This window comes from Micromonospora sp. NPDC005206, from assembly GCF_040608175.1.
Taxonomy (GTDB): domain Bacteria; phylum Actinomycetota; class Actinomycetes; order Mycobacteriales; family Micromonosporaceae; genus Micromonospora.
Genome location: NZ_JBEXHU010000018.1, coordinates 126,458 through 147,099, shown reverse-complemented (window position 1 = coordinate 147,099; position 20,642 = coordinate 126,458). Strand labels below are relative to the sequence as shown.

Sequence of the window (20,642 nt, the reverse complement as noted above, 5' to 3'; positions counted from 1 at the left end):
CCTGGCACACCATCGCCCTGGCCGTCGCGGCCCGGGCGGCCGGCGTACCGGATACCCTTCCGCCGTGACAGATCAGGTGTGGCCCTGGCCGGCCGGCGCCGCGACCGGCATCGGTTCGCTGCCCGGCACCGACATCGCCGAGGCCCAGCGGGTGGTCCTCGGTGAGCTTCCCGCGCTGCCCCACCTTCCCGAGCTGCCGGCCCGCGGCCCGGGAGCCGACCTGATCGGTCGCAGCGCGGGGCTGCTGGTCGAGCTGCCCGTCGAGCTGTACAGCGGGCGTTGGCGGGTCGCCCCGCGCCCGGGTCGCGACCTGCGTCGGGCCCGCGACCTGATGGAACGCGACCTGGACCAGCTCGCCGAGCAGGCCGAGGAGTACGCGGGCCCGATCAAGGTGCAGGCCGGCGGCCCGCTCACCCTGGCCGCCGCCCTGGAGCTGCCGATCGGCGGCCGGCTGCTGCGCGACCCCGGCGCGGTCCGTGACCTGACCGGCTCCCTCGCCGAGGGGCTGCGCGCGCACGTCGCCGCGGTCGCCCGACGACTGCCCCGCGCCTCGGTGCTGCTCCAGCTGGACGAGCCGTCGCTGCCGACCGTGCTGGCCGGGCGGGTGCCCACCGAAAGCGGGCTGGGCGCGTACCGGGCGGTGGAGTCGGCGGACGCGGCGGCGCTGCTGCGCACCGTCGTCGAGGCCGCTGGCGTGCCGACGGTGGTGCACTGCTGCGCCCCGGACGTGCCACTGGAGTTGATCCGTTCGACGGGCGCCGCCGGGGTGGCCCTCGACCTGGACCTGCTCACCGAGCTGGACCCGCTGGGCGAGGCGATCGACGCCGGCCTCGGGTTGCTGGCCGGGGCCGTGCCGACCCGACCGCCGTCGACCGGCCAGGCGCCGACGTCCGCGCAGGTGGCCGACCGGGTGCGCCAGCTCTGGGACCGGCTCGGGTTCCCGCGCCGGCAGCTCGCCCAGCAGGTGGTCATCACCCCGGCCTGCGGTTTGGCCGGAGCCAGCCCGGAGTACGCCCGGGTGGTGCTGGCCGCGTGCCGGGACGCCGGCCGGCGGCTCGCCGAGGAGTGAGGTTTCCTGTCGTACCCACTGGGCAGGATGAAGGACATGATTGGACAGCTACGTTCAGTGGTGATCGACTGCCCCGATCCGCGGGCACTGGCGGCGTTCTACGCGGAGCTGCTCGGTGTACCCCTGGCCGAGGGTGACTCCGATGACGACGAGTGGGTGGTGCTGGGCGGTCCGCCCGGGCACCAGCCCCGCCTGGCGTTCCAGCGTGCGCTCAACCTGCGTCCGCCGGCCTGGCCGGACCCGGAGCGCCCCCAGCAGTTCCACCTCGACGTGACGGTGGACGACATCGAGGCCGCCGAGAAGGCGGCGCTCGCACTGGGCGCCCGCCGGTTGCCCGGCGAGGGCGAGGGCTTCCGGGTCTACGCCGACCCGGTCGGCCACCCGTTCTGTCTCTGCTGGGACTGACCCTGGCGTGGGTCGCGGCGGCCGGGCATCATGGCCGCCGTGGCCCACGACCCTCTGCGTGCCTCTGGCTCGCTCTTCGGCCTTGCCTATGGTGACGCGCTCGGCAAGCCGACGGAATTCCTGACCGTCGCCGAGATCGAGCACCGGTACGGGCCGGCCGGTCCGCGCGAGCTGACCGGCGAGCCGGCGCTGGTCACCGACGACACCCAGATGGCGCTGGCGGTGGGCTGGGCGCTGCACGAGGCTCCGTCGCTCACCCCGCAGGGGGTGGAGCCGCTGCTCCGGCGGCGCTTCTTGGCCTGGGCGGTCAGCCCGGACAACAACCGCGCCCCCGGCATGACCTGCCTGCGCGCCTGCGCCGACCTGGGTCGCGGGCTCCGCTGGCAGGAGGCCACGGTGGCCGGGTCCAAGGGGTGCGGGGCCAACATGCGGGTCACGCCGGTCGGGTTGCTCGACGTGGATCTGGACACGCTGGCCGGGTTGGCGCAGTTGCAGGCCGGGCTGACCCACGGCCATCCGACCGGGTTGGCGGCCAGCGAGCTCACCGCGTACGCGGTCTTCGCCCTGCGCGGGGGCGCCGGGCTGCCCGCTCTTCCCGCGATTCTCACCGAGCGGGCGCGGAGCCAGCGCCGCGTGTACCGGGAGCGGTGGCTGGGTGACCTCTGGCAGCGCGCCGGGGCCGGCACCGCGGAGGACTTCATCGCCCGGGGCTGGGACGAGTGCCTGGCGGTGCTGGCCCGGCTGACGGACGCCCTGGGGCAGCCGGACGACGGTGGCGATCCGTGCCGGGCCACCGGGGAGGGCTGGGTCGCCGAGGAGGCGCTGGCCACCGCTCTGCTCTGCGCCGTAAGGCACGCCGACGACCCGGTCGCGGCGCTGGCCCGGGGTGCGACCACCGCCGGGGACTCCGACTCGATCGCCGCCCTGGCCGGCGCCTTCGTGGGTGCGGCCGCCGGGATGACCGCCTGGCCGCCCGGCTGGGTCGACCGCATCGAGTACGCCGACCAGCTCGCCACGCTCGGCGCGGCCTGGGACTGATCCAGGTCCCCGCTGCCGATCCCGTCAGCAGGAGTTGGGTGACCGACGGGAGCCGGACGGGGCGGGGGACGGTCAGCGGGTGGGCAGGTGGTGCAGGCTGCGGACCCGTCGCCACAGGTCGGCGTCGCAGTTTCCGGCGCGGTCGGCGAAGGCGGCCGAGCTGATCCGGGTCGGCTCGGTGAGGCTCAGGTAGCTGTCGTGCTCGGCGCCGGGGTCCCAGTTCCGGGTGGGAATGCGGACGTGGTCGTCCCGGTCGCTCTTGTCCTGACTGGTGATCTTCAGTACGTCGGCGCCCCGGGAGTCGGCGCGCAGCACCAGGCAGGGCCGGACCTTGGACCCGCTGCCGTCGGCGTACGGCACGTCGGCCCACCAGATCTCACCCGGCGCCGGCGTGCCCGCGCCCCGGTCGGCGTCGCGGGCCCGGGGTTTGGTGGGCGGCCGGTCGGCGGCGCGGGGTCGCGGCGGCGCGGGACGACGTCCGCCGGTCGCGGGGCCCCGGCCCGGCCGGCTGCCCGGGCGCCGGCTCGCCACCCGGTGCCGCCAGGCGCTCCACGCCCAACCGGCCGCCACCGCCAGCAGGATCGCCACCGCCCAGAGCAGGGCCTCGGGCATCGCCACCTCCGCCGTCGTCCGGAGGCCCACCGGCCCCCGTCGTCCGGCGATCCTCGCATGCCGATCACCGCGGCGCGCGCCGCCGATCGTGATCGCGAGAACGCGGTGCGTGGGTGGGCGACTGTTTGTCCCACCGGGCGGATACCGTGCCGGAGTAGCGTGATCAGGGAGGTCGCAGGCGTGTCCGAAGGTGGCGGTGTGTCCGAGGAGCAGATCGGTCAGCAGGTCAGCCCGGCGCAGGAGGCGGCGGCCGGCGTCGAGCCGACGCCGCATGCGCGGGAACGGCACGCCACGCTCAGCCGCGAGCTGACCGAACATCAGTACCGCTACTACGTGCTGGACGCGCCGATCATCGCGGACGCCGAGTTCGACCGGCAGCTGCGCGAGCTGGAGGCGCTGGAGGACGAGTTCCCGGCACTGCGCACACCGGATTCGCCGACCCAACGGGTCGGTGGCACGTTCTCCACCGACTTCACCCCGGTCACCCACGCCGAGCGGATGCTCTCTCTGGACAACGCCTTCGCCGACGAGGAGCTGGCGGCCTGGGCCGAGCGGGTCGAGCGGGACGCCGGCGGCCCGGTGCCCTACCTGTGTGAGCTGAAGGTCGACGGGCTGGCGATCAACCTGACCTACGAGGCCGGCCGGCTGGTTCGGGCGGCCACCCGCGGTGACGGCCGCACCGGCGAGGACGTCACCGCCAACGTGCGCAGCATCCGTGGCGTGCCCGGCCAGCTCACCCCGTCCGCCGAGTTCCCGGAGATTCCCGAGCTGCTGGAGGTCCGGGGCGAGATCTACTTCCCGATCGCCGCGTTCGCCGACCTCAACGCGGGCCTGGTGGAGCAGGGCAAGGCGCCCTTCGCCAATCCCCGCAACGCCGCCGCCGGCAGCCTGCGCCAGAAGGATCCACGGGTCACCGCGTCACGGCCGCTGCGCCTGGTGGTGCACGGCATCGGCGCCCGCCGTGGTTTCCAGCCCACCGCGCAGTCCGAGTCGTACGCGGCGCTCAAGGCGTGGGGCCTGCCGACCAGTGACCGGTGGCGGGTGGTGCCGGATCTGGCCGGCGTGGCCGAATACATCGCCTACTACGCCGAGCACCGGCACGACGTCGAGCACGAGATCGACGGAGTGGTGGTCAAGGTCGATCCGGTGTCCATCCAGGGCCGGCTCGGGTCGACCAGCCGCGCCCCGCGCTGGGCGATCGCCTTCAAGTACCCGCCGGAGGAGGTCACCACCAAGCTGCTCGACATCGACGTCAACGTGGGGCGCACCGGGCGGGTCACCCCGTTCGCCGTTCTCGAACCGGTGCGGGTGGCCGGCTCCACCGTCGCGCTCGCCACCCTGCACAACGCCCGTGAGGTGGAGCGCAAGGGTGTGCTGATCGGCGACACGGTGGTGCTGCGCAAGGCCGGCGACGTGATTCCCGAGGTGCTCGGCCCGGTTGTCGACCTGCGCCCCGCCGACGCCCGGCCGTTCGTCATGCCGACCACCTGCCCGGCCTGCGGCACCCCGCTCGCGCCGGCCAAGGAGGGCGACATCGACATCCGCTGCCCCAACACCCGCAGCTGCCCCGCCCAGCTACGCGAACGGGTGTTCCACCTCGCCGGTCGCGGCGGGTTCGACATCGAGGTGCTCGGCTACAAGGGCGCGGCGGCTCTGCTGGACGCGGAGATCATCGCCGACGAGGGGGACCTCTTCCAGCTCGACGCCGAGCAGCTGTCCCGGTCCCCGTTCTTCGTCAACAAGGACGGCAGCCTGGGCAGCAACGCGGTCAAGCTGCTGGACAATCTGGCGGTCGCCCGGGAACGCGACCTGTGGCGGGTGCTGGTGGCGCTCTCCATCCGGCACGTCGGCCCGACGGCGGCCCAGGCGCTCGCCAGGCACTTCCGCTCCATGGAGGCCATCGACGCGGCCAGCGAGGAGGAGCTCTCCTCGGTCGACGGGGTCGGTCCGACGATCGCGGCCAGCATCCGGGAGTGGTTCGCCGTGGACTGGCACCGCGACGTGGTCCGCAAGTGGGCCGAGGCGGGCGTACGGATGGCCGAGGAGGCGGGCGACGAGGGGCCGCGCCCGTTGGAGGGGCTGACCGTGGTGGTGACCGGCACGCTCGCCAGCTTCTCCCGGGACCAGGCCGCCGAGGCCGTGCAGAGCAGGGGCGGCAAGGTCAGTGGCTCGGTCTCCAAGAAGACGAGCTTCGTGGTCGTGGGCGACAACCCGGGGTCCAAGGCCGACAAGGCGGCCAGCCTCAAGGTGCCGGTACTCGACGAGGACGGGTTCCGGGTGCTGCTGGACGCGGGTCCGGACGCGGCACGGGACGTCGCCCGGCTGGAGAGCTGACCGGCTCCGGCGTCCGCTGGCCGCGCATACCAACTTAATTACGACTACGACCGATTCGTGACTGTCATACCGGGAAACCCGGGGCTGAGGGCGTTTCATTGGGTCACGGGCGTGCACACGGCACGCCAGTCGTCGCTCGGGAGGTGTGATGGAGGTCGCCGACCCGCGAAACTCCGTCCCGCCCGGACGGGTGGCGCCGTTCACCGCCTTCATCGTCAGCATCCTGGTGGTCGCCGTGTTGGCCGCCGCCGGTCCACTCGCGACACTCCCGGCCGAGCTGTCCCGGCTGCCGGTGGCGTTCTGGACGATGGCCGCGCTCGCGCTGGTCTGCGACGCCCGCCCGTTCGTGCATCCGGGCCGCCGGCAGTCCTCCGCGGTCTTCCCGTCCACCTGTTTCACCTTCGCGATCCTGCTCGGCTGGGGGCTCGGCCCGGCGGTGGCCGTGCAGGCGGCGGGCGTGGTCGTCTCCGGCTGGCGGATGCGGCACGCCGCGTGGCGGACGGCGTTCAACGTCGGCCAGTACGCCTGCGCCCTCGCCGCCGCGTACGGCGTCCTCCAGCTCGGGCCGGGCATCGTCTTCTCCGGCGGCCGGCTGCACTGGACCGACGTGGTCGCCGTCGGCGGCGCCACGCTGGCCTGGTTCGTGGTCAACTACGGGCTGGTGAGCTGGGCGGTACGGCTGCGCTTCGGCGACCGGTGGTGGCCCACGGTCCGGCAGGGCCTCGGTTTCGAACTGCTCTCCACGGGCTCGCTCCTGCTGCTCGCCCCGGTGCTGGTGGCCGCCGCGCGGGTCAGCGCGGCGCTGATCCCGCTGGTGCTGGTGCCGCTCTTCGCCGTGTACCGGATGGCCCGGCTGACCGTCGAGCAGCAGCACCTCGCCGCTGCGGACCCGCTCACCGGGCTGCCCAACCGCAAGGCGCTCCTGGCCGAGGTGGCCGAGCAGGTGCACCTGCACGCCGAGCGGACCGCGCGCGGCGAACCTGACGGGCACCTGGCGCTGCTGCTGATCGACCTGGACCGCTTCAAGAACGTCAACGACGCGCTCGGGCACGCCGTGGGCGACCGGCTGCTCGTCGAGGTCAGCGCCCGGCTCACCGATGTGGAGCCCCGCCCGCAGATGATCGCCCGGCTCGGCGGGGACGAGTTCGCCATCGTGATGACCGGGCTGACCGACGCGAGTCAGGCGCGTGACCTGGCCGACCGGGTGGTCGGGGCGCTGGCCGAGCCGGTGCCGCTGGACGGGCTGCCGCTGGATGTGGGTGGCTCGATCGGGATCGCTCTCTTCCCCGAGCACGGCGAGGACTTCGCCACCCTGATGCGCCACGCCGACGTGGCCATGTACGACGCCAAGCACCGCAACGACACGGTCGCCGTCTACGCCCCGGAGTCCGATCACAACTCCGCCGAGCGGCTCGGCCTGCTCGCCGATCTGCGCCGGGTACTGGAGTCCGGCCCGTCGGTCGACGACCCGCTGGACGCCGAGCCGGCGGGACCCGCACGGCCGACGGGGACGGCCGACGGGGACGGCCGGGATGCGGGGCTGACCGAGCCGGATGGCGCCGAGCGGCCGGTCGACGTACCCCTCGGCGCGGCGGCGGAGGTGCGCGGCGGGGATGGTGCGGCGCTGCCCAGCGGTGACCTGCACCCCGCCGAGGCGGCGTCGCACGCGGGCGCGTCGCCGGTGGTCGCCGGGGCCCCGCCGGCCGGCGGCCGGTGGTGGGGTCGCCGCCGGCGGCCGGGCACCGAGCTGATGCACGCCGACGAGCTGATCAACCGGATCGCCACCGGCGCCGACCCGATCCGTGGCCGGAACACCCGGGCCACGGTCACCGGCACCCGCCCGGACCGGGGCCGGCGTGCCGGCGGGCACGGGCGGCGATCGCCGAACGGCGCGCCCGCGCTGGCCGGCGGCGGCGCCGGCCCGCGACGCGACGTCGGGCCGGGCACCCCGGACGAGCCGCCCGGGTCGACCGGGTGGGCACACTCCGACGCCGAACCGGCCGACGACGCTGGCGAGATCACCATGTATTACCAGCCGCAGATCGCCATCGCCACCGGCGAGGTGGTCGGCGTCGAGGCCCTGCTGCGCTGGCGGCACCCACGGCGGGGGATGGTCGACCCGGAGGAGCTGATCCGGGTCGCCGAGCAGAGCGCGGTGATGCGACTGCTCACCCGCCGGGTCGTCGACGACGTGGTGGAGCAGCTCGCCAAGTGGTCGGCGGCCGGCATCGGGCTGCGGGCGGCACTGAACGTGAGCGTGCGTGACCTGCACACCGGCGAGATCGCCGACCAGATCGCCGACCGGCTGACCCGCTACGGGGTGCCGGCCGAGCGGCTGCAACTGGAGATCACCGAGGGTGCTTTGATGGCCGACCCGCGCCGGGTGCTGGCCACCATCTCCCGGCTGCACCGCATCGGGGTGGCCATCGCGCTGGACGACTTCGGCACCGGCTACTCGTCCCTCCAGCACCTGCGCCGGCTGCCGCTGTCCGAGGTGAAGGTGGACCGCTCGTTCGTGCTGGGCATGGCCGACGACGCCGACGACGCGGCGATCGTCCGGTCGATGATCGAGCTGGCCGGCGCGCTGGGGCTGCGGGTGGTCGCCGAGGGCGTGGAGGACGAGCGGACCTGGCGGATGCTGCACGCCGCCGGCTGCGACGCCGCGCAGGGCTGGTTCTACGCCCGACCGATGCCCGCCGAGGAACTGGTCACCTGGCTGGCCCGGTACCGGCCGGTCCGTCCGAGCGGCGGCCCGGAGCCGGACGCCGGCCGTCGTCCCACCCGCTGACCCACCCGCTGACCCGCCCGCCGATCCGACGCGAGAGGCTGGCGGAGGGGGAGTCGTGGACGCGGCACCGGAGCGGAACAATAGACTCGCTCCGGTCACCGCGCGTCACGCTCCACCCGTCGCGCGATCGGCACACCGCCCGACCAGCAGGACATCAGAAGGGGGCACGGATGGCCGCCATCTCCCGCGAGGAGGTCGCGCACCTGGCGCGCCTGTCGCGGCTCGCCGTCACCGAGGAGGAGCTGGACATCTTCGCCGGCCAGCTCGACGTGATCCTCCAGGCGGTCGCCCAGGTCGGCGAGGTCGCCGCGGCGGACATCCCGCCGACGTCGCATTCGGTGCCGCTGACCAACATCTTCCGCGAGGACGTCGTCACGCCGTGTCTGACCCCGCAGGAGGTGCTGTCGGGCGCGCCCGACGCCGAGGACCAGCGGTTCCGCGTACCGCGGATCCTGAGCGAGGATGTGGCCTCATGAGTGAGCGCCAGCGAGCGAATCAGCAGTGCAGCGCGGTGGTGCCTCATGGCGTCACGGAGCGAAGCGGAGTGACGGCATGAGCGATCTGACCAGAATGACCGCGGTGGAGATCGCCGCCCTGGTCGCTGGCGGCGAGGCCTCCGCCGTCGAGGTGACCCGGGCCCACCTGGACCGGATCGCCGCGGTCGACGACCGGGTGCACGCCTTCCTGCACGTGGACACCGACGGCGCGCTGGCCACCGCCCGCGCCGTGGACGAGCGTCGGGCGGCCGGCGAGGAGTTGGGCCCGCTGGCCGGCGTGCCGGTCGCGGTGAAGGACGTGCTCGCCACCCGGGGCGTGCCGACCACCGTGGGCTCGAAGATCCTGGAGGGCTGGCGCCCGCCGTACGACGCGACGATCGTGCAGCGGCTGCGCGAGGCCGGCACGGTGATGCTCGGCAAGACGAACATGGACGAGTTCGCGATGGGCTCCTCCACCGAATACTCGGCGTACGGCCCGACGCACAACCCGTGGGACCTCAGCCGGATCCCGGGCGGCTCGGGTGGCGGCAGCGCCGCCGCGCTGGCCGCGTACGAGGCGCCGCTGGCCATCGGCTCGGACACCGGCGGCTCGATCCGCCAGCCCGGCGCGGTCACCGGCACCGTCGGCGTGAAGCCCACCTACGGCGGCACGTCCCGCTACGGGCTGGTCGCCTTCTCCTCGTCGCTGGACACGCCCGGCCCCTGCGCCCGTACGGTGCTCGACGCGGCCCTGCTGCACCAGGTGATCGGTGGGCACGACCCGCGCGACTCCACCTCGATCCCGCAGCCGGTGCCGGACGTGGTGGCCGCGGCGAAGCTCGGCGCGACCGGTGACCTGACCGGCGTGCGGCTCGGCATCGTCAGCGAGTTCGTCGGCGAGGGCCCCGCGCCGGGCGTGATGGCCGCGTTCCGCGAGGCGGTGGACGCCCTCGCGAAGCTGGGTGCGGAGATCGTCGAGGTGTCCTGCCCGACGTTCGCCTACGCGCTGCCCGCGTACTACCTGATCGCCCCGAGCGAGTGCTCCTCCAACCTGGCCCGGTTCGACGGCGTCCGGTTCGGCCTGCGGGTCGGCGACGACGGCAACCGGTCGCTGGAGGAGGTCATGTCGCTGACCCGGGAGGCCGGCTTCGGCCCGGAGGTCAAGCGCCGCATCATGATCGGCACGTACGCCCTGTCGTCGGGTTACTACGACGCCTACTACGGGCAGGCGCAGAAGGTCCGGACGCTGATCACCCGGGACTTCACCGCCGCGTTCGAGCAGGTCGACGCACTGATCTCGCCGACCACCCCGTCCGTGGCGTTCCCGATGGGCGCACGCACCGGCGACCCGTACCAGATGTACCTGGCCGACTTGTTCACCATCCCGAGCAACCTGTACGGCGGGCCGGGCATCTCGGTGCCCTGCGGCCTCTCCGAGGGGCTGCCCGTCGGCCTGCAGGTGATGGCCCCGACGTTGGCCGACGACCGGATGTACCGGGTCGCCGCCGCGCTGGAGTCCGCGGTCGGCACGTTCACCCCACCGGCACTGTGAGGCAGGAGCCCAGATGACGACGACGCTGCCCGCGTACGACGAGGTCGTCGCGCGCTACGAACCGGTGATCGGCCTGGAGACCCACGTCGAGCTGGGCACGAACACCAAGATGTTCTGCGGCTGCCCGACCGACTTCGGTGGCGAGCCGAACACCCGGGTCTGCCCGGTCTGCCTGGGCCTGCCCGGGTCGCTGCCGGTGGCCAACAAGGCGGCCATCGAGGCGATCATCCGGATCGGTCTGGCGCTGAACTGCTCCATCGCGGAGTGGTGCCGGTTCGCCCGGAAGAACTACTTCTACCCGGACATGCCGAAGAACTTCCAGATCAGCCAGTACGACGAGCCGATCTGCGTCGACGGCTACCTGGACGTCGAGGTCAACGGCGAGACGGTGCGGATCGAGATCGAGCGGGTGCACCTGGAGGAGGACACCGGCAAGACGCTGCACGTCGGCGGCGCCACCGGTCGCATCCAGGGCGCGACCGAGTCGCTGGTCGACTACAACCGGGCCGGCATTCCGCTGGTCGAGATCGTCACCAAGCCCATTCCGGGCACCGGCGCGCTCGCTCCCGACGTGGCCCGGGCGTACGTCACCGAGCTGCGGGACGTGATCCGCACCCTCGGCGTCTCGGACGTGCGGATGGAGGAGGGTTCGCTGCGCTGTGACGTGAACACCTCGCTCAACCTGCCGGGGCAGGAGTGGGGCACCCGCACCGAGACCAAGAACGTCAACTCGCTGCGGTCGGTGGAGCGGGCGGTCCGCTCGGAGATGCTGCGGCAGGCCTCGGTGCTGGACGCCGGCGGCCGGATCACGCAGGAGACCCGGCACTTCCACGAGGACACCGGCGACACCACGCCGGGGCGTTCCAAGGAGACCGCGACCGACTACCGGTACTTCCCGGAGCCGGACCTGGTGCCGATCGCCCCGGACCCGGCCTGGGTCGCCGAGCTCAAGGCCGCCCTGCCGGAGCTGCCCCGGGTGCACCGGCGCCGACTCCAGGAGCAGTGGGGGCTGTCCGACCTGGACATGCAGTCGGTGCTGAACGCCGGCGCGGTCGAGCTGATCGAGGCGACCGTCGCCGCCGGCACCACGCCGGCCGCCGCCCGTAAGTGGTGGCTCGGTGAGCTGTCCCGCCGGGCCAACGAGAGCGGCCGGGAGCTGGCCGACATCGGCGCCACCCCTGCCCAGGTCGCCGAGTTGCAGGGCCTGGTAGACGCCGGGAAGCTCAACGACAAGATGGCGCGCGCGGTGCTGGAGGGCGTGGTCGACGGCGAGGGTTCGCCCACCGAGATCATGACCAACCGCGGCCTGGAGGTCGTGTCGGACACCGGCGCGCTCACCGCCGCCGTGGACGAGGCGATCGCCGCCAACCCCGGCATCGCCGACAAGATCCGCAGCGGCAAGGTCGCCGCGGCCGGCGCGCTGGTCGGCGCGGTCATGAAGACCACGCGCGGTCAGGCCGACGCGAAGACCGTCCGCGAGCTGGTCCTGGAGCGCCTCGGCGTCCAAAGCTGAACGATGGAAGGAAGGGCACCTTCTTAACGCCTCGTGCATAGGAAGGGGCCCTTCCTAACATCTCACCCCGCGCCGGGCGCCGGGCGGCGTGAACCCCGCACACCCCTCGCGAGGGCGTCAACGGCGACGCCCGGATGGAGTCACCGTGAACCAGCACGACCTCGATGTCCTCGACGTGATCCAGCGGCGGGTGCTCTGGCTCGCCACCCGGATCGTGGACGCCGCCAACCACGACCGGGCAGCCGGCGACGGGGTGAAGGTCGGCGGGCACCAGGCGTCCAGCGCGTCACTGGTCACCGCGATGACCGCGCTCTGGTTCGCGCACCTGGACGCCGAGGACCGGGTGGCGGTCAAGCCGCACGCCTCCCCGGTGTTCCACGCCATCCAGTACCTGCTGGGCAACCTGGACCGCTCGTACCTGCCGCGGCTGCGGGCCCGTGGCGGCCTCCAGTCGTACCCGTCGCGCACCAAGGACCCCGACGAGGTGGACTTCTCCACCGGCTCGGTCGGCCTCGGCGCGGCGGCCCCGCTCTTCGCCGCCGCCACCCGGCGCTACGTCGACGCGCACTTCGGCGCCCGCCCGCACTCCCGGTTCGTCGCGCTGATCGGTGACGCGGAGCTGGACGAGGGCAACATCTGGGAGGCGGTCGCCGACCCCGCCACCACCGGTCTGGGCAACGTCATGTGGCTGGTCGACTTCAACCGCCAGTCGCTGGACCGGGTGGTGCCCGGCATCCGGATCAACCAGTGGCGCGGCCAGTTCGAGGCTGCCGGTTGGCACGTCGTGGAGGTCAAGTACGGCCGCCGGCTCGCTGAGGCGTACGCCCGGCCGGGCGGCGAGGCGCTGCGCGACTGGATCGACGCGATGCCCAACGAGCAGTACCAGTCGCTGTTCGGGCTGGCCGGCCCGGCACTGCGCAAGCAGTTCCTGGACGGCGCGCCGGCTGAGGTGGGCACCTTCGTGGAGGGCATCGGCGACGAGGAGCTGGGCCCGCTCGTCACCGACCTCGGCGGGCACGACCTGGAGGCGATGCTCGACGCGTACGCCCAGTGTGACGCAGTCACCGACCGGCCCAGCGTCGTCTTCGCGTACACGGTCAAGGGGTGGGGGTTGCCCCTCGCCGGCAACCCGCGCAACCATTCGGCGCTGCTCAGCACCGAGCAGGTCGACGCGTTGCGCGCCGCGCAGGGCCTGACCCGGGAGACCGAGTGGGACCGCATCGACCCGGCGTCACCCGCCGGCATCCGGGCCGGCGCTCGCCGGGAGGCGCTGTCCCGCGCGCCCCGCGAGCGGGCGCTGGGGGTCACCGTTCCGGAGAGCACGGGAGTACGCGCCAACAAGCCGATCTCCACACAGGAGGTCTTCGGCCGGGTGCTGGTGGACCTGGCCCGGGACCGGGAGGTCGGCCGTTACCTGGTGACGACGGCACCGGACGTGGCCACCTCCACCAACCTCGCCGGGTTCATCAACAAGACCGGGGTGTTCGCCCCCACCGAGCAGCGTTCCTGGACCGAGGACCGGATGCTGCGCTGGACCGAGAGCCCCGCAGGGCAGCACATCGAGCTGGGCATCTCGGAGATGAACCTGTTCCTGCTGCTCGGCCAGCTCGGTCTGTCGTGGGACCTGTCCGGGCAGCCGCTGCTGCCGGTGGGCACGGTCTACGACCCGTTCGTGCTGCGCGGCCTGGACGCGTTCCTGTACGGCACCTACTCCGGCTCCCGGTTCGTGGTCGCCGGCACCCCGTCGGGCATCACGCTGGCCCCGGAGGGTGGCGCCCACCAGTCCACCATCACCGCCTCCGTCGGGCTGGAGCTGCCCGGGGTGACCTTCCTGGAGCCGGCGTACGCGACCAGCCTGGACTGGCTGCTCTGCGACGCGCTCGGGCAGATCGCCGGCGGGTCGGCCCCGGCCGCGACCGCCGCGCCGGCCGAGGACGGGGCGTACTACTTCCGGCTGAGCACCCGGCCGCTGGAGCAGGCGCCGTTCGAGGCGGCCCGGGCCCGGCTCGGCGACGCGGTGCTGCGCCGGCAGGTGGTGGCCGGGGCGTACCGGCTGGTCGACGCTCACCAGGCGTACCCGCACCTGGCCGACGCCCCGGTGGTGCAGCTGGCCGCCTCCGGCGCGGTGCTGCCCGAGGTGCTGGCCGCCGCCGCGGAGCTGGCCGAGGAGGGCGTCGCCGCGCACGTGGTGGACGTGACCTCGCTGGATCGGCTCTACCGCGCCTGGCAGCGCACGCTGCGCCAGGGCGTGCGCACGGCGACGGTGCCGAGCGTCCCGGGCGCGCTGCGGTCGGCGTTCGCCGACCGGGTGCCGGTGGTGACCGTGCACGACGCCGCGTCGCACGCGATGGCGTGGCTCGGCTCGGCGCTCGGCGCGCCGGCGGTGCCGCTCGGGGTGGACGAGTTCGGCCAGTCCGGCAGCGTGGCCGAGCTGTACGAGTTGCACGACCTGCTGCCCGGCAGCATCGTCAACGCCGCCCTGGCCGCCATCGCCCTGCGCTGAACCCCGAGGTCACGCTCCGGCCCGTGCTCAGCGGGTCGGGGTGGGGGTGACCGAGGGGGACGGCCCGGCGGTCGGGCCGTCCACCACGTGCCGTTCCAGGTTGACCTGGGCCTGCCCGGTGCCGCCGACGGTGATGTCGTCGTACGCCTGGAGCATCTTCTGCTGATCGAAGTAGAGCACGCTCATCGACAGCGGGGTCGGCTTCTCACCCTCCAGGCCGCGTAGCCCGGCGCCGCCGGTGGAGCCCTCCACCATCAGCGTGGTGGGCTGCTGCCCGGGGGCCTGGGGCAGCTTGGAGACCTGCCGGGCGTGGGTGTGCCCGGCCAGCACCAGCGGGCAGGTGCCGGCGAGCGGACCGGCCGAGGCCGGGTCGTGCACCAGCGCGATGTTCACCGGCCGCGGTGAGCGGCGCACCGTGGTGGCGAGCTGCTCGCCGGCTCCGATCACCTGGTCGGCCACCTGCTGGGTGAGCCCGCTGCCGGCTGGGGAGGTGTTCTTGTCCGGGGTGAAGCGCGGGTCGCCGATGCCGGCGATGGTCAGCCCGGCGACGGTGGTCGTCGTGTTGTTCAGCACGATCGCGTTCGGTTGGCGGGCCACCGCGGCGCCGGTCCGGCCGGAGTCGTGGTTGCCCCGGATGAAGACGTACGGCTTCTTCAGCAGGCCGATCGAGCCGACGAAGGACGCCTCCGGCTCGCTGCCCCAGTCGGTGATGTCCCCGGTGTCGATCACCACGTCGATGTCGAACTGCTCCACCACCGTCCGGATCAGCTGCCAGCCGGTCGGGTTGAGGTGCATGTCGGAGACGTGCAGCACCCGGGTGGTGCCCGGGGCCGGCTCGTACACCGGCAGCGCCGACACCGTGGTGTAGAGCTGGCTGACGTTGCCGACGATGCGTTGCAGCTGCTCGGCGTACTTGGTGTAGTCGTTGGCGATGCGGCGGGCGTCACCGACGATGGCCGGCGCGTTGACCAGCAGCCCCTCGTAGCGCGGCTCCTCGATCGCCTGCGGGCGCAGGGTGGCCGCCGCTGTGCCGAGGCTGCCGGCGGTGACCAGCAGCGCCAGCCCGCCCGCCCAGGCGGTGCGTCGTACGTCGCGGAAGGCCAGCCCGGCCAGGATCAGGGTGACCAGCACCGCCGAGGCGAGGGTCCGCAGGCCGAGTCGCATCACCCCGGACCGGACGTCCTCGACGGCGCTCTGGCTGGCCCGGCTGATGCTCGCCGGGTCGTCGAGCAGCGCCTCGGTGCGCCCCTGGTCCAGTGCGCCCAGTCGCACGGTGAGGTGCGTCGGCCCGTCGTGGCTGTCGAGCAGCAGCGCGCCGAGCGGCGGTACGTCGACGGTGGTGCCGCCCGCGCTGGCGGGGGTGAGGGTGAGGTTGGCCCGGAACGGCCCGATGTCGGTGTCCACCCGACCGCCGGCGAGCACCCCGAGCACCGCTCCGGCCAGGGCCACGGCGAGCACGGCGAGGATGACACCGGTGCGGCGTACGGGGCCGGGCCGGTTGGCCGACCGACCCACCGACCGGCGCGGCGCGGCGTCGGTCACCGGCTCGTCCCGGTCGCCGGTGCCGTCGTGCTGGTCGTCGTGCTGCCCGTCCATGCTGAGAGTCTGACCTGCCCGTCGGAGGATCTTGGCGAACCTGACCGGATGGTGACGCGAATCAGCTGCGGCCGCCGTCGCCGCCGGCGAAGACCACCCGCAGGAGACGGTCGTCGTCGGCCGCCGGGTCGCCCCGCCCGTCGTGGTTGGAGGTGCTCACCCAGAGTGACCCGTCTGGCGCGGCGGCCACCGCTCGCAGCCGGCCGTACCGGTTGGTGAGCAACTCGCTGGGCTGACCGAGCAGCGTGCCGGTGTCGGTCAGCTCCATCACCCAGAGTCGCTTGCCGCGCAGGCAGCCGGTGACCAGTAGTTGGTCGGTGGCGGCCAGACCGGAGCAGGACGCGTCCGAGGTCGCCCACTGGCTGATCGGGTCCGTGTACCGCTTGTCGCCGGCCCGCCCCTCGACCTGCGGCCAGCCGTAGTTGCCACCCTTGGTGATCTGGTTGATCTCGTCCCAGGTGTTCTGGCCGAACTCGACGGCGTACATCCGTTTGGCGGCGTCCCAGGCGAAGCCCTGCACGTTTCGGTGCCCGAGGGACCAGACCGGGGAGCCGGGGTACGGATTGCCCGCGGCGGGCTTGCCGTCCGGGGTGATCCGCAGGATCTTGCCGCCGAGGCTCTTCACGTCCTGCGAATTCGGGCGCTGCCCGGCGTCGCCCGTGCTGACGTAGAGCTGCCCGTCTGGGCCGAAGCCGAGCCCGCCGCCGTTGTGCACGTTGGCCTTCGGGATGCCGGTGAGGATCGAGGTGGGCTGCCCGCCGAGTCGCAACCGGACGACCCGGTTGTCCTGCTCGGCGGTGTAGTAGACGAACACCGTCCGGTCCCGCTCGTAGCCGGGGGAGACGGCGATGCCCAGGAGGCCGCCCTCGCCGGCCGCCGCGACGTCGGTGATGGTCTGCACGACCCGGACCCGCAGCCCGTCCGGCCCGGACTCGGGGCCGACCTGGAGGATCCGGCCGCTGTCCCGCTCGGTGACCAGCGCCCCGCCGTCCGGGAGGAAGGCGATGGCCCAGGGCACCCGCAGCCCCTTGGCGAGCACGGTCGCCACCGCCTGCTGGCCGGCGGCGCCGGGGCTCGCCGACGTCGATGGGGTCGGCAGGTTGGGCGGCTCACCGGCCGGGTCCGGCTCCGGCTCGCCGAAACTGCAACCGGCGGTGAGGAGCAGTGCCGCGCAGGACGCCGCGAGGGCCGCCCGGAAGCGGCGGGTGCGGAAGTACGGGGGACGGACGCTCACCCGGCCCAGGGTAGCCCGAAGGCCGGCCCGGCCGGGCCCGACGGGATCCGACCGGCGGTGCCGTCAGCCCGGGTGGCCCGCTCCGCGTGCCCGTGCGGCCAGCAGCGCGGTGTCGTCCTCACGGTGCCGGATCGAGGTGAGCAGCAGGTCGCACAGGTCGTCGAGGGGCAGCGTGTCGGTGCCGGTCAGCCGGGTCACCAGCTCGGCCAGCCCGTCGTCGATCGGCCGGTCCCGCCGTTCGATCAGCCCGTCGGTGTAGAGCAGGAGGGTGTCGCCGGAGGCCAGGCTGGTCGACCGGCTGGTTCGCCGCGACGGGCGAGCCAGGCCGAGCAGCGGCTCCGGCGGCGCTTCGAGGATCTCCACCGCCCCGCCGGCGCGGACGAGCAGGGCCGGCGGGTGCCCGGCGTTGCACCACGTCATCTCCCGGGTGCCGGAGTGCTCGGGGCAGATCCGGACCAGCGTCGCGGTGGCCGGAATCGGCAGCCGCAGGCCGCGCATCGTGCCGTCCAGGTGGGTCATCAGTTCGCCGACCGTGTCCGGCCGGCCGAACGCGTTGCCGCGCACCAGGTTGCGCAGCTGACCCATCGTCGCCGCCGCCTCGATGTCGTGCCCGGCGACGTCCCCGATCGCGACGATCAGATCCCCGTCGGGCTGGACGAAGGCGTCGTACCAGTCGCCGCCCACCTCCACCCGGTCGGCCGCCGGCTGGTAGCGGGCCGCCAGCTCCAGCTCCGGTACGACCGGCAGCCGCGGCAGCATGCTGTGCTGGAGGACCTCGGCGACGTGCCGCTGTTCGCCGTACATCGAGCTGTTGCCGATCGCCTGCCCGGCCCGGCGGCCGATGTCGACCGCGGTGAGCAGGTCGCGGTCGTCGAACTGCTGGCGTCTGGGGTCGTTGACGAGGGTGATCGCGCCCAGCACGGTTCCGCCGGCGGCCCGCACCGGCACGGTCAGGTAGGAGGCGATGCCCAGGCGGTCGGCGATCGACGCCATCTCCGGGTTCGTGGTCCCCCGCGTCACGTCGGCCAGCGACGCCACGCCACCGAGTCGGGGCTGACCGGTCCGCAGCACCGCCCGGATGATCGACTCCGGGCTCAGCCCGGTACGCAGCAGCGTGGCGAAGCGGTCGATGTCCGCCGCGCGGGCCGGATCGCGGTGCACCGCGACCACCTCGCGGGGCAGGCCGGTCGGCCCGACCAGGGTGAGCAGGCACCAGTCGGCGAGCAGCGGCACCATGGTGGCGGCGAGCCGGCGCAACGCGGTGCCCACGTCCAGCGTGCCGGCCAGCGTCTCGCTCACCCCGGCGAGCAGTTCCAGCCGCTCGTGCGCCTGCACGACCCGCCGGCGGTCCTCCTTCGCGCCGTCCAGGGCGATCCGCAGCCGCAGTTCGGACGAGCAGGCGGCGGCCAGGTCGGCCAGCGTCCGCAGCTGCCCGGCGGTCCACACCCGCGGTTTGCTGTCGATGGCGCAGAGCGAGCCGAGCACCCGGCCGGAGAGGTCGGTCAGCGGCATCCCCGCGTACGCGACCACGCCGAGGTCGTCGATTGCCAGGTTGTCCCGTACCCGGGGGTAGAGCCGGGCGTCCGGCAGCACCATGGGCACCTCGATGTCCACCACGTGCTGGCAGAACGAGTGGCTCAACGGGGTGTGCCGGCGCTCCGCCCACGGATCCGGCAACCCGACCGCGCCCGGGAAGAACTGCCGGTCGGCGGTGACCAGGGAGACCAGCGCGACCGGGACGTCCAACAGGTCGCTGACCAGCCGGGCGAACCGTTCGAACGCCTCGTCCGGGGTGGCGCTCAGCCCGGTGTCGGCGAGCGCTCGCAACCGTGCCGGGTCGCTGAGCGCCGCGGGTGGGGCGATCACGCGCCGGGGGCGGGCGGGGGAGCCGTCGGTCATCGCGAACCTGTCTGCCGGGGTGGAGGCCGAACTGGGCTCCGAGCCTTCGTTATACCTCGCGCGCGCCCGGGTCTAACATCGCTGTGCCGAGGCTCGCTAACCCCCCGGCGCCACCCCCCCGTTTGCCGCCGTGCCCGCACCCGCCGCCGCGGCGGCGGCTATCGTCGGCGGACGTGAAGGTATGGATCCCGCACCAGGTCGGCCTGAACCTCATCGGCGAGCTGCCCCCGGACGTGACGGTGGAGGTCGTCGAGCACGCCGACCGGCTGCCCTCGGCGGTGGCCGACGTGCGGTTCTGGGTGCCGCCGTTCCTGGCCGGTTCGGACGCGACGGCTCTGCTGCACGAGCTGCCCGATCTGGCGGCCGTGCAGCTGCTCTCCGCCGGGGCGGACGCCTGGGTCGGCCGGATGCCGCCCGGCGTCACGCTGTGCGACGCCCGGGGCGTGCACGACCCGTCCACCGCCGAGTGGGTCGTCACCGCGATCCTGGCCCAGTTGCGGGCGTTCCCGGTCTTCGTCCGGGCGCAGGCCGACCGGCGGTGGGCGTTCCAGGAGGCCGCCCCGACCGACGAGCTGACCGGCAAGCGGGTGCTCATCGTCGGGGCCGGGTCGATCGGCACCGCGGTACGGGACCGGCTCGCCCCGTTCCAGGTGAGCTTCACCCTGGTCGCGCGGACCGCGCGGCCCGGGCAGGGGGTGCACGGCGTCGACGAGCTGCCCGGGCTGCTGCCCGAGGCCGACGTGGTGGTGGTGGTGCTGGTGCCGCTCACCGACCAGACCCGCGGCCTTATCGACAAGGAGTTTCTCGCCGCGATGCCGGACGGGGCGCTGCTGGTCAACGCGGCCCGGGGGCCGGTGGCCCGTACCGACGCGCTCGTCGCCGAGCTGGGCACCGGCCGGATCTCGGCGGCGCTGGACGTCAGCGACCCGGAACCGCTGCCCGCCGACTCTCCGCTCTGGACGATGCCGAACGTGCTGCTCACCCCGCACGTGGCCGGGTCGGTGCGGGGGCTGCTGCCGCGGGCCTACCGGCTGGTCGGCGATCAGGTGCGGCGGTTCGCCGCCGGCCAGCCGCTGATCAACACGGTGGTCGACGGGTACTGACGGGGGGTCTCAGCCGGCCGCGTCGGGCAGAGGCTGGCCGGTGGCGGCGACCAGGCGGGGCAGGTCCGCGCCGCGTACCGCCGGCAGGACGACCTGCTGGCCGTCGTCGAGCCGGGCGACCGCCCGCCCGCGCGGGTCGGTGGCCAGCTCGACGACCCGGTCCCAGCCGATCCGGCGCTGCCCGGCCAGCGCCCGCAGGCGCAGCTCCCGGGCGTCGGCGTCGGTGCCGGCCCGCCAGGCCCACACCGCGACGGCGAGCGGGACGAGCAGCACCGGCAGCAGGTACGCCCGGGCGTTGGCCAGCGGCAGTGCGCCGATGAAGGCGATGACCGAGGCCACCAGGATGGCTTGGTTGTACCGGAAGCGGACGGTGTCGGGCGTACTCACCCTCTGATGATCCCACCACCGGCCGGTCCGGCTCGCGGCGGGCGGTGCCCGGCCAGCCCGTCAGGCCGTACAGTGACACGGGTCACTGGCTCCTTCGGGTGATCGACCCGTAACCGATCTGGCCGTCGTTCGT

Annotated in this window: 15 protein-coding genes; 10 read left to right on the top strand and 5 right to left on the bottom strand. The window is 73.7% G+C overall.

Annotated elements, in window-relative coordinates; genetic code table 11:
* The first annotated feature begins 64 nt into the window (after positions 1-64).
* From ABZU69_RS26450 to ABZU69_RS26440, 3 genes are read left to right on the top strand one after another with little or no spacing between them, the layout of a single operon-like run.
* A complete protein-coding gene (locus tag ABZU69_RS26450) occupies positions 65-1,069 on the top strand; it encodes a methionine synthase (RefSeq protein WP_354967019.1) in 1,005 nt (334 codons plus the stop codon).
* 36 nt (positions 1,070-1,105) lie between these two features.
* Positions 1,106-1,474 (top strand): VOC family protein, encoded by a 369-nt coding sequence (locus tag ABZU69_RS26445; protein ID WP_354967018.1) that lies wholly within the window; start codon positions 1,106-1,108, stop codon positions 1,472-1,474.
* A 30-nt stretch (positions 1,475-1,504) separates the two neighbouring features.
* Positions 1,505-2,512, top strand: coding sequence for an ADP-ribosylglycohydrolase family protein (locus ABZU69_RS26440; protein ID WP_354967017.1), 1,008 nt, complete (start codon positions 1,505-1,507; stop codon positions 2,510-2,512).
* 72 nt (positions 2,513-2,584) lie between these two features.
* Here ABZU69_RS26440 and ABZU69_RS26435 read toward each other — a convergent pair whose 3' ends face one another.
* Positions 2,585-3,124, bottom strand: a complete 540-nt coding sequence (locus tag ABZU69_RS26435; RefSeq protein ID WP_354967016.1) for a type II toxin-antitoxin system PemK/MazF family toxin — start codon at positions 3,122-3,124, stop codon at positions 2,585-2,587.
* Positions 3,125-3,322: 198 nt separating this feature from the next.
* Here ABZU69_RS26435 and ligA point away from each other — a divergent pair, with 198 nt between their 5' ends.
* The 6 genes from ligA (at position 3,323) to ABZU69_RS26405 (ending at position 14,290) form a co-directional block, all read left to right on the top strand.
* Positions 3,323-5,458 (top strand): NAD-dependent DNA ligase LigA, encoded by a 2,136-nt coding sequence (gene ligA / locus ABZU69_RS26430; RefSeq protein WP_354967015.1) that lies wholly within the window; start codon positions 3,323-3,325, stop codon positions 5,456-5,458.
* A 148-nt stretch (positions 5,459-5,606) separates the two neighbouring features.
* Positions 5,607-8,246, top strand: coding sequence for an EAL domain-containing protein (locus tag ABZU69_RS26425; protein WP_354967014.1), 2,640 nt, complete (start codon positions 5,607-5,609; stop codon positions 8,244-8,246).
* A gap of 170 nt (positions 8,247-8,416) precedes the next feature.
* Complete coding sequence (gene gatC / locus ABZU69_RS26420) at positions 8,417-8,722, top strand: Asp-tRNA(Asn)/Glu-tRNA(Gln) amidotransferase subunit GatC (RefSeq protein ID WP_354967013.1); 306 nt, start codon at positions 8,417-8,419, stop codon at positions 8,720-8,722.
* A gap of 76 nt (positions 8,723-8,798) precedes the next feature.
* Complete coding sequence (gene gatA / locus ABZU69_RS26415) at positions 8,799-10,274, top strand: Asp-tRNA(Asn)/Glu-tRNA(Gln) amidotransferase subunit GatA (protein ID WP_354967012.1); 1,476 nt, start codon at positions 8,799-8,801, stop codon at positions 10,272-10,274.
* A gap of 13 nt (positions 10,275-10,287) precedes the next feature.
* Complete coding sequence (gene gatB, locus ABZU69_RS26410; RefSeq protein WP_354967011.1) at positions 10,288-11,787, top strand: Asp-tRNA(Asn)/Glu-tRNA(Gln) amidotransferase subunit GatB; 1,500 nt, start codon at positions 10,288-10,290, stop codon at positions 11,785-11,787.
* Positions 11,788-11,932: 145 nt separating this feature from the next.
* Positions 11,933-14,290, top strand: coding sequence for a pyruvate dehydrogenase (locus tag ABZU69_RS26405; protein ID WP_354967010.1), 2,358 nt, complete (start codon positions 11,933-11,935; stop codon positions 14,288-14,290).
* Positions 14,291-14,317: 27 nt separating this feature from the next.
* On the opposite strand, the gene ABZU69_RS26400 is transcribed toward ABZU69_RS26405, so the two are convergent.
* The 3 genes from ABZU69_RS26400 to ABZU69_RS26390 form a co-directional block, all read right to left on the bottom strand.
* Positions 14,318-15,886 carry a metallophosphoesterase gene (locus ABZU69_RS26400; RefSeq protein ID WP_354967009.1) on the bottom strand — a complete coding sequence of 523 codons (1,569 nt, stop codon included), beginning with the start codon at positions 15,884-15,886 and terminating at the stop codon, positions 14,318-14,320.
* A gap of 61 nt (positions 15,887-15,947) precedes the next feature.
* Positions 15,948-17,120 carry a PQQ-dependent sugar dehydrogenase gene (locus ABZU69_RS26395; protein ID WP_354967008.1) on the bottom strand — a complete coding sequence of 391 codons (1,173 nt, stop codon included), beginning with the start codon at positions 17,118-17,120 and terminating at the stop codon, positions 15,948-15,950.
* Positions 17,121-17,183: 63 nt separating this feature from the next.
* Positions 17,184-19,019, bottom strand: a complete 1,836-nt coding sequence (locus tag ABZU69_RS26390; RefSeq protein WP_354967007.1) for a SpoIIE family protein phosphatase — start codon at positions 19,017-19,019, stop codon at positions 17,184-17,186.
* A gap of 173 nt (positions 19,020-19,192) precedes the next feature.
* On the opposite strand from ABZU69_RS26390, the gene ABZU69_RS26385 reads away from it, so the two are divergent.
* Positions 19,193-20,122 (top strand): 2-hydroxyacid dehydrogenase, encoded by a 930-nt coding sequence (locus tag ABZU69_RS26385; protein WP_354967006.1) that lies wholly within the window; start codon positions 19,193-19,195, stop codon positions 20,120-20,122.
* 9 nt (positions 20,123-20,131) lie between these two features.
* On the opposite strand, the gene ABZU69_RS26380 is transcribed toward ABZU69_RS26385, so the two are convergent.
* Complete coding sequence (locus ABZU69_RS26380; protein WP_354967005.1) at positions 20,132-20,509, bottom strand: PH domain-containing protein; 378 nt, start codon at positions 20,507-20,509, stop codon at positions 20,132-20,134.
* Positions 20,510-20,642: the final 133 nt, after the last annotated feature.

Coding starts and splice junctions, on each gene's coding strand:
- ABZU69_RS26445 (WP_354967018.1), top strand. CDS start 1,106: ATGATTGGACAGCTACGTTCAGTGGTGATCGACTGCCCCGATCCGCGG.
- ABZU69_RS26440 (WP_354967017.1), top strand. CDS start 1,505: ATGGCCGCCGTGGCCCACGACCCTCTGCGTGCCTCTGGCTCGCTCTTC.
- ABZU69_RS26435 (WP_354967016.1), bottom strand. CDS start 3,124: ATGCCCGAGGCCCTGCTCTGGGCGGTGGCGATCCTGCTGGCGGTGGCG.
- ABZU69_RS26425 (WP_354967014.1), top strand. CDS start 5,607: ATGGAGGTCGCCGACCCGCGAAACTCCGTCCCGCCCGGACGGGTGGCG.
- gatC (WP_354967013.1), top strand. CDS start 8,417: ATGGCCGCCATCTCCCGCGAGGAGGTCGCGCACCTGGCGCGCCTGTCG.
- gatA (WP_354967012.1), top strand. CDS start 8,799: ATGAGCGATCTGACCAGAATGACCGCGGTGGAGATCGCCGCCCTGGTC.
- gatB (WP_354967011.1), top strand. CDS start 10,288: ATGACGACGACGCTGCCCGCGTACGACGAGGTCGTCGCGCGCTACGAA.
- ABZU69_RS26400 (WP_354967009.1), bottom strand. CDS start 15,886: ATGGACGGGCAGCACGACGACCAGCACGACGGCACCGGCGACCGGGAC.
- ABZU69_RS26390 (WP_354967007.1), bottom strand. CDS start 19,019: ATGACCGACGGCTCCCCCGCCCGCCCCCGGCGCGTGATCGCCCCACCC.